General features: G+C 71.8%; 16 protein-coding genes. 10 read left to right on the top strand and 6 right to left on the bottom strand.

Features of this window, described 5'->3' with window-relative positions:
• The 9 genes from rimM to AB0G10_RS03470 all read left to right on the top strand — a co-directional run bounded on the left by rimM (position 1) and on the right by AB0G10_RS03470 (position 5723).
• Positions 1 to 567 carry a ribosome maturation factor RimM gene (gene rimM, locus AB0G10_RS03430; protein WP_360917941.1) on the top strand — a complete coding sequence of 189 codons (567 nt, stop codon included), beginning with the start codon at positions 1 to 3 and terminating at the stop codon, positions 565 to 567.
• Positions 564 to 1328 carry a tRNA (guanosine(37)-N1)-methyltransferase TrmD gene (trmD, locus tag AB0G10_RS03435; RefSeq protein ID WP_360915787.1) on the top strand — a complete coding sequence of 255 codons (765 nt, stop codon included), beginning with the start codon at positions 564 to 566 and terminating at the stop codon, positions 1326 to 1328. The genes rimM and trmD overlap by 4 nt, the downstream gene beginning before the upstream one ends.
• A gap of 122 nt (positions 1329 to 1450) precedes the next feature.
• The gene (rplS, locus tag AB0G10_RS03440) at positions 1451 to 1807 is read left to right on the top strand and encodes a 50S ribosomal protein L19 (RefSeq protein ID WP_127543064.1); all 357 of its coding nucleotides are present in this window, start codon (positions 1451 to 1453) and stop codon (positions 1805 to 1807) included.
• Positions 1808 to 1990: 183 nt separating this feature from the next.
• Positions 1991 to 2866 carry a signal peptidase I gene (gene lepB, locus AB0G10_RS03445; RefSeq protein ID WP_360917942.1) on the top strand — a complete coding sequence of 292 codons (876 nt, stop codon included), beginning with the start codon at positions 1991 to 1993 and terminating at the stop codon, positions 2864 to 2866.
• Positions 2863 to 3525 (top strand): signal peptidase I, encoded by a 663-nt coding sequence (gene lepB, locus AB0G10_RS03450; protein WP_360915790.1) that lies wholly within the window; start codon positions 2863 to 2865, stop codon positions 3523 to 3525. The genes lepB (AB0G10_RS03445) and lepB (AB0G10_RS03450) overlap by 4 nt, the downstream gene beginning before the upstream one ends.
• A 42-nt stretch (positions 3526 to 3567) precedes the next feature.
• A complete protein-coding gene (locus tag AB0G10_RS03455) occupies positions 3568 to 4029 on the top strand; it encodes an NUDIX domain-containing protein (protein WP_360915793.1) in 462 nt (153 codons plus the stop codon).
• Complete coding sequence (locus tag AB0G10_RS03460) at positions 4029 to 4880, top strand: ribonuclease HII (protein ID WP_360915796.1); 852 nt, start codon at positions 4029 to 4031, stop codon at positions 4878 to 4880. The genes AB0G10_RS03455 and AB0G10_RS03460 overlap by 1 nt, the downstream gene beginning before the upstream one ends.
• Complete coding sequence (locus tag AB0G10_RS03465; protein WP_014447123.1) at positions 4877 to 5200, top strand: DUF2469 domain-containing protein; 324 nt, start codon at positions 4877 to 4879, stop codon at positions 5198 to 5200. Before AB0G10_RS03460 ends, AB0G10_RS03465 begins: the two co-directional genes overlap by 4 nt.
• 70 nt (positions 5201 to 5270) lie before the next feature.
• On the top strand, positions 5271 to 5723 hold the full coding sequence (locus tag AB0G10_RS03470; RefSeq protein WP_360915799.1) for a M23 family metallopeptidase: 453 nt from the start codon (positions 5271 to 5273) through the stop codon (positions 5721 to 5723).
• Here the strand turns inward: AB0G10_RS03470 and AB0G10_RS03475 are convergent.
• From AB0G10_RS03475 to AB0G10_RS03485, 3 genes are read right to left on the bottom strand one after another with little or no spacing between them, the layout of a single operon-like run.
• Entirely contained in the window at positions 5720 to 6907 is a 1188-nt protein-coding gene (locus tag AB0G10_RS03475) for an aminotransferase class V-fold PLP-dependent enzyme (protein WP_360915802.1), read from the bottom strand. The two genes, AB0G10_RS03470 and AB0G10_RS03475, sit on opposite strands and share 4 nt — an antisense overlap.
• A gap of 17 nt (positions 6908 to 6924) precedes the next feature.
• Positions 6925 to 7911 (bottom strand): tyrosine recombinase XerC, encoded by a 987-nt coding sequence (locus tag AB0G10_RS03480; protein WP_360915805.1) that lies wholly within the window; start codon positions 7909 to 7911, stop codon positions 6925 to 6927.
• 33 nt (positions 7912 to 7944) lie between these two features.
• On the bottom strand, positions 7945 to 8193 hold the full coding sequence (locus tag AB0G10_RS03485) for a hypothetical protein (RefSeq protein WP_360915808.1): 249 nt from the start codon (positions 8191 to 8193) through the stop codon (positions 7945 to 7947).
• A 155-nt stretch (positions 8194 to 8348) separates the two neighbouring features.
• On the opposite strand from AB0G10_RS03485, the gene AB0G10_RS03490 reads away from it, so the two are divergent.
• Entirely contained in the window at positions 8349 to 8534 is a 186-nt protein-coding gene (locus AB0G10_RS03490; RefSeq protein ID WP_127554092.1) for a DNA-binding protein, read from the top strand.
• A gap of 120 nt (positions 8535 to 8654) precedes the next feature.
• Here AB0G10_RS03490 and AB0G10_RS03495 read toward each other — a convergent pair whose 3' ends face one another.
• From AB0G10_RS03495 to AB0G10_RS03505, 3 genes are read right to left on the bottom strand one after another with little or no spacing between them, the layout of a single operon-like run.
• On the bottom strand, positions 8655 to 9860 hold the full coding sequence (locus AB0G10_RS03495; protein WP_360915811.1) for a DNA-processing protein DprA: 1206 nt from the start codon (positions 9858 to 9860) through the stop codon (positions 8655 to 8657).
• A complete protein-coding gene (locus AB0G10_RS03500) occupies positions 9844 to 11430 on the bottom strand; it encodes a YifB family Mg chelatase-like AAA ATPase (RefSeq protein ID WP_360915814.1) in 1587 nt (528 codons plus the stop codon). Before AB0G10_RS03500 ends, AB0G10_RS03495 begins: the two co-directional genes overlap by 17 nt.
• The gene (locus AB0G10_RS03505; protein ID WP_360915817.1) at positions 11430 to 11789 is read right to left on the bottom strand and encodes a YraN family protein; all 360 of its coding nucleotides are present in this window, start codon (positions 11787 to 11789) and stop codon (positions 11430 to 11432) included. Before AB0G10_RS03505 ends, AB0G10_RS03500 begins: the two co-directional genes overlap by 1 nt.
• Positions 11790 to 11859: the final 70 nt, after the last annotated feature.

Raw genomic sequence — 11859 nt, forward strand, 5'->3', positions numbered from 1 at the left:
CTGCTCGTCGTCGGCCAGATCGGCAAACCGCACGGCATCCGGGGCGAGGTCTCGGTCGTCGTGCGGACCGACGAGCCCGAGGAACGCTTCACCGCCGGGTCGGTGTTCATCACGGAGGTCCCCCGGGACCGCCGGGTGAGCGCCGGCCCGGCGGGCGCTCCCTCCGACATGGCTCGTTTCGAAGTCCCCAAGCAGCTCGTCCTCGAGCAGATCCGCTGGCATCAGGGCCGCGGCATCGCCGTCTTCGAGGGCATCGCCGACCGCAACGTCGCCGAGGCGTTGCGCGGTGTCTATCTCCAGGTGGACAGCGCCGATCTGGCGCCGCCGGAGGACCCCGAGGAGTTCCACGACCACCAGCTGATCGGGCTGCGGGTCGAGTCGGCCGACGGCACGCTGCACGGCACCGTGTCCCGGATCGACCACGCCCCGTCCTCCGACCTCATCGTGCTGGCGAAGACCGGCGGCGGGACGGCGCTCATCCCGTTCGTCACCGCGATCGTGCCGACCGTCGACCTGGCCGGCGGGCGCGTGATCGTCGATCTCCCGGAAGGCCTGCTGGACCTGTGAAGGTCGACATCATCTCGATCTTCCCGGACTACTTCGCACCGCTGGACCTCTCGTTGATCGGCAAGGCGCGGACGACCGGGACGCTCGACCTCTCCGTGCACGATCTGCGCACCTGGACCTATGACGTGCACCGGACGGTGGACGACAGCCCGTACGGCGGCGGCCCCGGCATGGTGATGCGCCCCGAGCCGTGGGGTGAGGCGCTCGACGCCGTCGCCTCGCCGTCGGCCACCCTGGTGATCCCGTCCCCGGTCGGCAAGCCGTTCACCCAGGCCGACGCGTACGAAATGGCCGGTCTTGATCATTTGATCTTCGCCTGTGGCCGGTACGAGGGCATCGATCAACGGGTGATCGACGACGCCGCGGACCGGATGCCGGTGCGCGAGGTCTCCCTCGGCGACTACGTGCTGTTCGGCGGCGAGGTCGCGGTCATCGTGATCATGGAAGCGGTCACCCGGCTGCTGCCCGGGGTGCTCGGCAACGCCGACTCGCTCACCGAGGAGTCGCACGCGGCGGGCCTGCTGGAGGCGCCGGTCTACACGAAACCGCAGACCTGGCGGGACCGCGAGGTGCCGGACGTGCTGCGCTCCGGCGACCACGGCCGGATCGCCCGCTGGCGGCGCGTGCAGAGCATGGTGCGCACCGCGACCCGGCGCCCCGACATGTGGGCGGCCTACCCTCCCGAGAATCTGGACAAGAAGGACCGGAAGGCGCTGGTGGAGGGCGGATTTCAGATCCCGCCGCCGGGTGTGGCAGAGTAGTGAGGTTGCCGTCTCCGACCCGCGCCGCGGGAGAGGGACGAGGATCCCCTTGAGTGGTGGGGGATCAGAATGGCCATCCGCGCGCCGAACACCCGGTGCGCCCCTAGTACGAGGATGCAGCGATGAACACGCTGGACGCTCTTGACGCCCAGTCGGTGCGCACCGACACCCCGGATTTCCGGGCCGGTGACACCATCAAGGTGTACGCCCGAGTCGTTGAAGGTAACCGTTCCCGCGTCCAGATCTTCCAGGGCGTCGTGATCGCCCGCCACGGCGCCGGCCTGCGGGAGACCTTCAAGGTCCGGAAGATCAGCTTCGGCGTCGGCGTGGAGCGGACCTACCCGTTCAACAGCCCGGCGATCGACAAGATCGAGGTCATCACCCGTGGTGACGTCCGCCGCGCCAAGCTCTACTACCTGCGTGAGCTCCGTGGCAAGAAGGCCAAGATCAAGGAGCTTCGGGAGAAGCAGACCGTCTGAGGCCGATCCGGTCCGGCACGATGAGGCGCGGGCGAACTACGCTTGGTCCTGTGCCGGACGGTTCTGGTGAACCTTTTCAGTCCTACCGCCCGTAACTTTCCCTAGCCGGGAAACTCGGGCGGTAGTGCTGTATCCGGGGGCGGTTCGGCCGGTCGACGGCAGGAGATGCGAAGCGTGGAACCGATGGAAGGCTATCGGCCGTCCCGACGGCGCCGGGGCGTGATCCGGCGCAAGGAGATGCCGCTGTGGCAGGAGTTGCCTCTGCTGCTCGTGGTGGCGTTCTGCCTGGCGGTGCTGATCCGCACCTTCCTGGTCCAGGCGTTCTACATCCCCTCCGGGTCGATGGAGAACACCCTGCAGATCAAGGACCGGGTCCTGGTCAACAAGGTCGTCTACGACATGCGCGACCCGCTGCGCGGCGAGGTCGTGGTGTTCCGCGGCACCGACGACTGGGCGCCCGAGGTGACCGAGACGGTCAGCAACACCTTCGTCGCGAAGCTCGGCCGGACGATCGGCGATCTGGTCGGCGTGAGCCGGCCCGGCGAGCGCGATTTCATCAAACGGGTGATCGGCCTTCCGGGTGACAAGGTCGCCTGCTGCGACGAGCAGGGCCGGATCACCGTGAACGGCGTCGGCATCGACGAGCCGTACATCGCCGAGGGCTTCAACTCCGACCTGAACCAGCCGCCCATCCCGGGTCAGTGCACGAGCCGCCGGTTCGCCGAGCTGACCGTGCCGGCCGGCCAGATGTTCGTGATGGGCGACCACCGATCGGTCTCCCAGGATGCCCGCTGCCAGGGACCGGTGCCGATCGAGAACGTGATCGGCCGCGCCTTCGTGGTGGTCTGGCCGAGTGATCACTTCACCAGTCTGAGCGTGCCTGACGTGTGGAAACAGTTCGCGGCCGAGCATCCGACCGCGGCCGCGGCGCGCCCGGTGCCCTATCGGGAACCCGAGCCGATGGTGGCCACCGAGGTTCTGCCGCTTCTGCTCGGTGTCGTTTTATCCGCGCGTTCCGGCATGTCGTTCGTGACTCGACGACGTAGGCTCCGAGCGTGATTGACGAGCAGACCGAGAAGCGCAAGGGTTCGTTCTGGCGCGAGCTACCCATTCTGCTGGGCGTGGCGATCCTGGTCGCGGTTCTGGTCCGCGCCTTCGTCCTCCAGACGTTCTACATCCCGTCCCCGTCGATGGAGCACACGCTCAACGTCTGGGACCGGGTCCTGGTCAACAAGCTCGTCTACGACTTCCGTGACCCCCGCCGCGGCGAGATCATCGTGTTCAAGGCGCCGTCCGAGTGGCAGTCCGGCACCGAGGGCGAAGACTTCATCAAGCGGGTCATCGGCACCCCCGGCGACAACGTGGTCTGCTGCGACAACGAGCAGCGCCTCGTCATCAACGGCGTCTCCCTCGACGAGCCGTACATCTACACCGAGGACGACGGCACCCGGAACCAGGTGGCCGACCAGAACTTCGACATCACCGTGCCGGCCGGCCGGCTCTGGGTGATGGGCGACCACCGGGAGGCCTCCGGCGACTCGCTGGAGCACTACGAGCAGAGCAGCGCCACCGACGAGGACGGCAAGCTGGCCGACGCGACGGTCCCGATCGACTCGGTCGTCGGCCGCGCGTTCACCATCTTCTGGCCGGCCGGCCGGGCCACCTGGCTGTCGGTGCCGGACTCGTACGAGTCGATCCCGAACGCCGCCGGCAAGTGACCGATTCGCCGGGCCGTCCACGAGCGAAATAAGCTTGGTTCCGTGACCGTGATCGACCGCCGCGCCGGCCGCGTCCTGCTCCTCGACCGGGCCGGGCGGGTTCTGCTGCTGCACGGCGGCGATCCGGCCCGTCCCGGCACGCGCTGGTGGTTCACGCCCGGCGGCGGCCTGGAGCCCGGCGAGACGACCGTCGAGGCGGCAGCCCGCGAGCTCTTCGAGGAGACCGGGCTGCGCTGCGAGCCGGCCGGCCTCGGCGCCCCGGTGTGGCACGAGGTGACCGAGTTCGAGTTCGACGGCAATGCGTACCGGCAGGATCAGGACTTCTACGTGCTGCGCGTCGCCGAGTGGCAGGTCGACACCGCCGGGATGGACGCGACCGAGCAGCTGACCATCACCGAGCATCGCTGGTGGTCGGCCGCCGAGATCGAGACGACCGCCGAGCAGGTGTTCCCGCGGGAGCTCGCGACGCTGCTGCGCGCCGTCGCGGTGGGAGAGGCCGTCTGATGCTGGCACCACCCCGCACCGTGGTCCGCCGGGAGGCCGGCCTCTACGCGCTCGAGCAGGCCCTGCAGCGCCGGGGCTTCCGGTTCGTGGCCGGCGCCGACGAGGCGGGCCGCGGCGCCTGTGCCGGCCCGCTGGTGGCGGCCGCCGCGATCCTGCCCGAGGGCAAGCGCGGTGAGATCCCCGGCCTGGCCGACTCCAAGCTGCTGACCGCTGCGGCCCGCGAGCGCGTCTACGACCACGTCGTGGCGAAAGCGTTGGCCTGGTCCGTGATGATCATTCCGCCCACCGAGGTGGACGCGCGCGGGCTGCACGTCTGCAACCTCGCGGCGATGCGCCGGGCGCTGGCGTCGCTGACGGTCCGCCCGGAATACGTGCTGACCGACGGCTTCCCGGTCGACGGCCTGGGCGTGCCCGGCCTCGCGGTGTGGAAAGGCGACCGGGTCGCCGCCTGCGTCGCGGCCGCCAGCGTGCTCGCCAAGGTCACCCGGGACCGGCTCATGGTGGAGCTCGACGAGAAGTTCCCGAAGTACGGCTTCGCCGTGCACAAGGGCTACATCACCGACGACCACACCGCCGCCCTGCGCGAGCACGGGCCGTGCGCCGAGCACCGATTCTCGTACGTCAATGTGGCGGCCGCCTCCGGGCGTGGCAACCGCCCGCCCCGCGCCCGCCGGCCCGCCGAGCCGGTGGCGACATTGTTCGACCCGGCCGCTAACTTCGACGCAGCCGTTACCGAGCCGCTGCTGCGTCCGGAGGCCGCTGAGGGTACCGTCGGCGTGGCGTCGGGCGGACAACCTCAGCCACCGGCGCCGGTGGGGGAAGATAAGGCCATGGAGGGCGAGAAACGATGAGCGCAGAGGATCTCGAGAAGTACGAGACCGAGATGGAGCTGCAGCTCTACCGGGAGTACCGCGACATCGTCCGCCAGTTCTCCTACGTCGTGGAGACGGAGCGCCGGTTCTACCTGGCCAACCAGGTCGACCTGCACGTGCGCAACTCCGACGGCGAGGTGTACTTCGAGGTCGAGATGCACGACGCCTGGGTCTGGGACATGTACCGCCCGGCCCGCTTCGTGAAGAACGTGCGGGTCATGACGTTCAAGGACGTGAACGTCGAAGAGCTGGAGAAGCCCGACATCTCGCTGCCGGACGACGCCGGCTTCGGCGGATAGGTTTTCCACAGCGGGCGTTCGTCCACAGGGCCGGTCGCGGCGGGGGAGGCATCCGGGCACGCTGGCCGGCATGCCGATCCTGCTGATTCTCCTGCTGGCCCTGGTGGAGCCGGCGCCTGCACCATTCCGGTGGCCGGTCGCGGCGCCGCAGGTCGTGCGGCGGTTCGATCCGCCGCCCGAGCGCTGGCTCGCCGGCCATCGTGGCGTCGATCTGGCGTCCCGGCCGTCCGCCGCGGTCCGGGCGTCCGGCGCCGGGACCGTCGTCTTCGCCGGTCGGGTGGCCGGTCGCGGCGTGGTGAGCGTGGCGCACGCGGGCGGCCTGCGGACCACCTACCAGCCCGTCACGGCGAGCGTCGCGCTCGGCGACCGGGTGGCGGCCGGTGACCCGATCGGCGTGGTCGAAATCGGTCACCCGGGGTGTCCCGCGCCGGTCTGCCTGCACTGGGGGCTGCGCCGCGACGACGACTACCTCGATCCGCTGGCGCTGCTCGGCCTGGGCCGGGTCAGACTGCTGCCTCTCTAGCGTTGCAGCGTCGCCAGCAGGGCCGGCAGGTGCTCGGCGAGATGCAGGTATTCCTCGGGCCGGTTGTAGACCTGGGCGCTCAGCCGGAGCAGCCCGCGCCCACCCCACGCGTTCACGGCGGTCTCCACCGCCAGCTTGTCGGAGATCCGCTGGCGCAGGGCGATCGCCTCCGGCGTGGTCGTCGCGATCCCGGCCGGCAACGGCACCACCCGCATGGCGATCCCCGGTCCGCCGGGGTCGGGCAGATCCGAGGGGGCGAGGCCGAGTGCCTGGCCGACAACCCGTTGCCCGTACGCCGCCAGCTCCGTGTTGTGCTTCCGCACCGCCTCCCACCCGAGGGTGCGCAGCGTGAAGACGCCGGCCGGGGCGGCCAGCCACGGGGTGTAGTCGATGGTCCCCTGGAACTCCACCGCCAGCGGATATCCCTCGTCGTGCTCCCAGGAGACGACGAGCGGGTCGATCCGCCGCCGCCAGGCCGGGGCGACGCTCAGCAGGGCCGTGCCGCGCGGCGCCCACGCCCACTTGTGCAGGTTGCCGACCCAGAAGTCGGCGCCGAGCGCGCCGACGTCGACCGGGAGCATGCCCGGCACGTGGGCGGCGTCGACGAGCACCGGGATGTCGTGTTCCCGGGCGGCGGCCACTATCTCCCGTACCGGGAAGTGCGAAGCCGTCGCCGAAGCGACCTGATCGACCACCAGCAGCCGGGTCCGGCCGGGCCGCAACGCGGCCCGGACCCGGGAGACCACCTCGGCGTCGGTCGCGCCCAGCGGGATCGCCACGGTCCGCGCGGTCGCGCCGGTACGCCGGCACTGACGCCGCACCGCCATCGCCACCGCGCCGTAGGAGTGGTCGGTGAGCAGCACCTCCTCGGCCGGCGCGAAGCGGATCGACTGGAGGACCAGGGAGACGGCGGCCGTGGTGTTCGGGACCAGGGCGCTGCCGTCCGGGTCGGCGCCGAGGAAGGCGGCCAGGTGCCGTCGGGTGTGGACCACCCGGTCGAGCAGCCCGGTGCCGTAGAAGCGGAGCGGGTTCGCCTCCATCTCGTCGCGCAGGCGCTGCTGGACGCGCTGCACGTTGACCGGGACCGCGCCGAAGGATCCGTGGTTCAGATAGGACACCGCCGGATCCAGCGAGAACATCAGGCGGGCGCCGGGTATGGACCGGGGCGGATCTTCGGCGCTCATGGACGGATCGTACGTCCTCAGGCGCGGGGGTGTGCCTGTTTGAACGCCGCCCGCAGGCGCTCGGTCGACACATGGGTGTAGATCTGTGTGCTCGACAGCGAACTGTGGCCGAGCAGCTCCTGCACGGCACGCAGGTCGGCGCCGCCGTCGAGCAGATGGGTGGCCGCCGAGTGCCGCAGGCCGTGCGGGCTGAGGTGCGGCAGACCGGCCGCCCGGGCCGCCGCCGCGACGATCCGGCGCACCACCGTCGGCTGGAGCCGGCCGCCCTTCGCGCCGAGGAAGAGCGCGTCCCGGCTCTGCCGGTTCGCCAGCTCCGGCCGGCCGGCGCGGAGCCAGAGGCCGAGCGCGTCCCGGGCCGGGTGGCCGTAGGGGACGGCACGCTCCTTCGCCCCCTTGCCGAGCACCCGGACCACCTGCCGGCCGTGGTCGACGTCGGCGCGGTTCAGCCCGCACAGCTCGGACACGCGGATCCCGGTGGCGTAGAGCATCTCCAGGACCGCGCGGTCGCGGATCGCCTCGGGTGTTCGCTGTCCCTCCGCCGCGTGCTGGTCCTTCTCCGCCTTTTCCGCGGCTTGCTGCTCGGGTTCCGCCGCTCGTCGTTGGGTTACGAGGGCCTCGGCCTGGTCGGCGCGGAGCACGGTGGGCAGGTCGCGGTGGGCGCGCGGGCTGGCGAGCTGGGCGCCCGGGTTCTCCGGGGCGCGGCCCATCCGGTGGGCCCAGCCGGTGAAGGCACGGGCCGCCGCGGCGCGGCGAGCCTGCGACGTACGGGCGGCGCCCTCGCTCATCCGCGCGGCCAGCCAGCCGCGCAGCACCGTGATGTCCAGGTCGGCGAGGCCGGTCCGGCCCTCCCGGACGGCGTGGTCGAGCAGCGACACCACGTCGCCGAGGTAGGCGCGCACGGTGTGCTCGGACCGGTTCTCGACGCCGGCGAGGTGGTGCCCGAAGTCGTCCACCGCCTGGCGTAGCGCCGGTGGCAGGGCCTCGTGCATCTGACGGGTACGCATCGCCGCCGATTGTCCCATCCGGCGCCCTCCGGCTCACCTCTCCTCGGGTGTCCGCGGCACCCACGCCAGGAACCGCCCGTGCAGATCGGGCAGCGACGTCCCGTCCGCCCACATGTCCTCGAGCGCTTCGTACATCAGCTGGCCGACGTAGACGGCCAGCAGCGACGGGAAGACGCGGTACTCGGTGGACAGATCCTTCACCGCGGTGGGGCAGGGCCAGGGCAGGCCGCACTCGCGGCAACCCCAGTGTGGTCGTTCGTAGGTGTGCTCGACATGTCCCATGGGGTCCTCCAGGCCGGCCGGGATATCCGCGTTGAGCTGCGGTGCAAGCCAACCAGAGTAGTTGTCCCGGACCTAGTTGCGTCAGACCGACTTTCCCCGTGACTAATAGTCCCACGCCTACGGTCGATCATGTGGGAGTGAAGCCGATCCGCCTCATGGGCGCACACGAGATTCGCATCCGGCTGGGCGGAGTCAGCCGGCAGCGGGCGTACCAGATCACGAGTCGCGCCGACTTTCCGAAGCCGGTCGCCGACCTTGCTCAGGGCAAGGTTTGGCTCGTGGAGGACGTGGAAGCATGGATGAAGGTCCATCGCCGCGACCTCGACGACTCCGAGGACTGACCCCGCCGCGCGCCGCCGACCCCCGGCGCGCCGCAAGCACCGGCCATCCGCCGGCGGACGTTCGCCGGCCAGGGACGGGCCGGCCCCCGGTGTGCGGCGATCATGCCGGGAGAATCACTCCTATGGTGCTTTACCAGGTGTAAAGGGTTTCGTTCTCCCGGCGATCCCGGCCAGCTCCACGCCTTCGCCCCGGCGGACCACGAGGCCGGCCAGCTCCAGGAACGACAGACGCCGGAGCACGGCCCGCACTCCCAGCCCGGTGGCCGCCGCGATCTCCTCCGGAGTGGACGCGCCCCGCGCCGGCAGCGCCTCGATGACGAGTGACGACTCCTCGTCCAGCCCGTCCCGCTCCCGGTCCGCCCCGCGCGGCGTCTCCTGCAGGTATTCGCCGATCGGGCCGACGTCCTCGAGCACGTCGTCGGCGGACGTGACGACGTGGGCGTACGGGTTGGCGCGCAGGATCGCGTGGCAGCCCACCGACATGGCCGAGGTGACCGGCCCCGGCACCACCATGGCCGGCCGGTTCAGCGCCAGCACCCGGCCCATCGTCTGGGTCGCGCCGCTGCGCGCGGCCGCCTCCACCACGACGGTCCCGGCCGTCGCGGCCGCGATCACCCGGTTGCGGACCAGGAACCGGTGCCGCAGCGGCTCGGCCCCGAGCGGCCACTCGCTGACGATCAGCCCCTGCTCCAGCACCTGCCCGAACATCGCCGTGTTGCCCACCGGATAGGGCCGTTCCACCCCACAGGCCAAAACCGCGACGGTACGGCCACCCGCCACGATCGCGCCCCGATGGGCAGCGGCGTCGACGCCGAAGGCCCCGCCCGAGACCACGGTCCACCCGCGCTCGGCGAGGGAGTGCGCCATGTCCCCGGCCACGTGCACCCCGTACGAGCTCGCCGCCCGCGCCCCGACGATCGCCACCGACCGGGCCAGCGTCTCGCCCAGCGGCGGATCACCGCGTACCCAGAAACACAGCGGCGGCCGGGTGTCCTGGTCGATCCGCCCACCGGTGTCCAGCTCCAGCGTGGCGAGATCGTCCACCCGCGCCGGCCACTCCGGGTCCGACGGCACCACGAGCCGGGCCCCGAGCCGCCCACCCCGCCGCAGAGCCGTCTCCGCGAACCGCCGCGGATCCCCGGCCGCCAGCCGCGCCGCCACGGTGGCCCGCAGCCGGCCGTCCGGCAGCCCCTTCCCCAGCAGGACACCGAGCGCCTCCACGGCACCCACCTGCCGCACCAGCTCCCACACGACCCGATTCCCCGGCTCGAACAGCCAGGTGAGGGCGACCCTCGCCACCCGCTCCGCGTCAGGCTGCGTCGTCACGGGCCACCTCCGGTTCCGCACGGGAGTCCGCCTCCTCCGGCCGTGCCTGACGGATGAACTCGCCCATCCGGAGCTCGAAGGCCTCGGCCACGTCGTTCCGGCCGGGGCGGTCACGGCCGTCCAGGTCGGCGATGGTCCAGGCGAGCCGCAGGGCACGGTCGAAGCCGCGGGCGGACAGCGCGCCGCGATCGAGCGCCGCACGCAACACCCGGGTATCCGAGGGCGGCAGTCCCCACGGCGGACGCCGGAGAGCCGGCCCCGGCACCTCTCCGTTGAGCCGCCAGCCCGTCTCCGACCACCGTGCGCGCGCGATCTCGCGAGCGCGGGCCACCCTGGCCGCCACCGTCGCCGACGACTCGGCCGGTGCGGAGAGATCCGTGAGTTGCACGGCACGGAGGGGTTGCACGGTGACCTTGATGTCGATCCGGTCCAGCAGAGGGCCGGACAGCTTGCCCAGGTAGCGTCGCCGCACCGAGGGCGGGCAGGTGCAGTGCTGATCGCCGGCGGCCGAGGCGCACGGACACGGGTTCGCGGCGATCACGAGCTGGACCCGGGCCGGGTACTCGGTGGAGCCCCGGGAGCGAGCCAGGACCACCCATCCGCTCTCCAGGGGCTGGCGCAGCGCCTGCAGCGTGTTCCGCGAGATCTCCGGGATCTCGTCGAGGAACAGGACGCCCCGATGGGCCAGGGACATGGCGCCGGGCCGCGCCAGCCCGGGACCGCCGCCGATGAGCGACGCCGAGCTGGCGGAGTGGTGCGGCGCCTGGAACGGGGGACGGCGGACGAGACCACTGCCCGGCGGGAGGACCCCGGCGATCGACTGGAGGGCCGTCACCTCCAGGGCGGCCTCGTCGTCCAGCTCCGGAAGGATCGAGGGCAGGCGCTCGGCCAGCATGGTCTTGCCCGCTCCGGGCGGACCGAAGAGCGCCAGATGGTGACCACCCGCTGCGGCGATCTCCAACGCGTACCGCGCCGTCGGCATGCCGGACAGATCGGAAAGGTCCGGATCACGCCGGGATGGTGGCGGAGCCATCGGGGGCGGTTCGAGAAGAGAGCCGTTGCCCGCCGCGTACTCGACGAGGCGGTGCAGGGAGTCGACCGCGCGGACCGAGACGCCCGGCACGACGCCGGCCTCGTGGGCGTTCTCGACCGGCACCACCACCCGGGTCACACCGGCCCGGGCGGCGGCCGCGACCATCGGGAGGACGCCACGGATGGGGCGGACCGTGCCGTCCAGGCCCAGTTCGCCGAGGAGGGCGACGCCCGTGAGCCGTTCCGGGGGCAGTTGGCCCGCTCCGGCCAGCACCGCGGCGGCCACCGCCAGGTCGAAGCCGCTGCCGTGCTTCGGCAGGCCGGCCGGGAGGAGGTTGACCGTGATCCGGCGGTTCGGCCAGTCGCGGCCGGAATTGAGGACTGCCGCCCGTACCCGATCTCTTGCTTCATGAAGGGCGGTGTCCGGCAGCCCGGTGAGCACCAGGGCGGGCAGGCCCATCGAGAGGTCCGCCTCGACCTCGACCAGATGACCGGTGACGCCGGCCAGGCCGGCGCAGAGCACGCGCGCGTAGCTCATCAGAAGGCCGCCCGGATGTGCACGACGCGGGTGGCGCCGCGCGGCTGCGGCAGCACCTCCACCACGTCGAAGCGGACCTCCCGGGGGCGGATCCCGGTCTCGGCCAGCCAGCGGCGGGCGAGCAGGCGCAGTTTGCGCACCTTCCGCTCGCCGACCGCGCCGGCCGGTGGCCCGAAGGTGGCCGTCCGGCGCGTCTTGACCTCGCAGAACACCACGTCGTCGCCGTCGCGCAGGATCAGGTCGACCTCGCCCTCCGCGCAGCGCCAGTTGCGGTCCAGCAGCACGAGGCCGCTCTCCTGGAGGTGCCGGGCCGCGAGCCGTTCGCCGTAGGCGCCGACCGCCCGTCGCTGTGTCGTCATGCCTCCGGACGCTGGCACGGGCGCCGGGCCGCCGCGCCGCGGCCTGTGGACGGGGCGGGATTGTGGAAAG

The sequence above is a fragment of the Actinoplanes sp. NPDC023714 genome (genome assembly GCF_040639855.1).
Lineage (GTDB): Bacteria > Actinomycetota > Actinomycetes > Mycobacteriales > Micromonosporaceae > Actinoplanes.

Coding starts and splice junctions, on each gene's coding strand:
- rplS (WP_127543064.1), top strand. CDS start 1,451: ATGAACACGCTGGACGCTCTTGACGCCCAGTCGGTGCGCACCGACACC.
- lepB (WP_360917942.1), top strand. CDS start 1,991: ATGGAAGGCTATCGGCCGTCCCGACGGCGCCGGGGCGTGATCCGGCGC.
- AB0G10_RS03460 (WP_360915796.1), top strand. CDS start 4,029: ATGCTGGCACCACCCCGCACCGTGGTCCGCCGGGAGGCCGGCCTCTAC.
- AB0G10_RS03465 (WP_014447123.1), top strand. CDS start 4,877: ATGAGCGCAGAGGATCTCGAGAAGTACGAGACCGAGATGGAGCTGCAG.
- AB0G10_RS03470 (WP_360915799.1), top strand. CDS start 5,271: ATGCCGATCCTGCTGATTCTCCTGCTGGCCCTGGTGGAGCCGGCGCCT.
- AB0G10_RS03475 (WP_360915802.1), bottom strand. CDS start 6,907: ATGAGCGCCGAAGATCCGCCCCGGTCCATACCCGGCGCCCGCCTGATG.
- AB0G10_RS03480 (WP_360915805.1), bottom strand. CDS start 7,911: ATGCGTACCCGTCAGATGCACGAGGCCCTGCCACCGGCGCTACGCCAG.
- AB0G10_RS03485 (WP_360915808.1), bottom strand. CDS start 8,193: ATGGGACATGTCGAGCACACCTACGAACGACCACACTGGGGTTGCCGC.
- AB0G10_RS03490 (WP_127554092.1), top strand. CDS start 8,349: ATGGGCGCACACGAGATTCGCATCCGGCTGGGCGGAGTCAGCCGGCAG.
- AB0G10_RS03500 (WP_360915814.1), bottom strand. CDS start 11,430: ATGAGCTACGCGCGCGTGCTCTGCGCCGGCCTGGCCGGCGTCACCGGT.
- AB0G10_RS03505 (WP_360915817.1), bottom strand. CDS start 11,789: ATGACGACACAGCGACGGGCGGTCGGCGCCTACGGCGAACGGCTCGCG.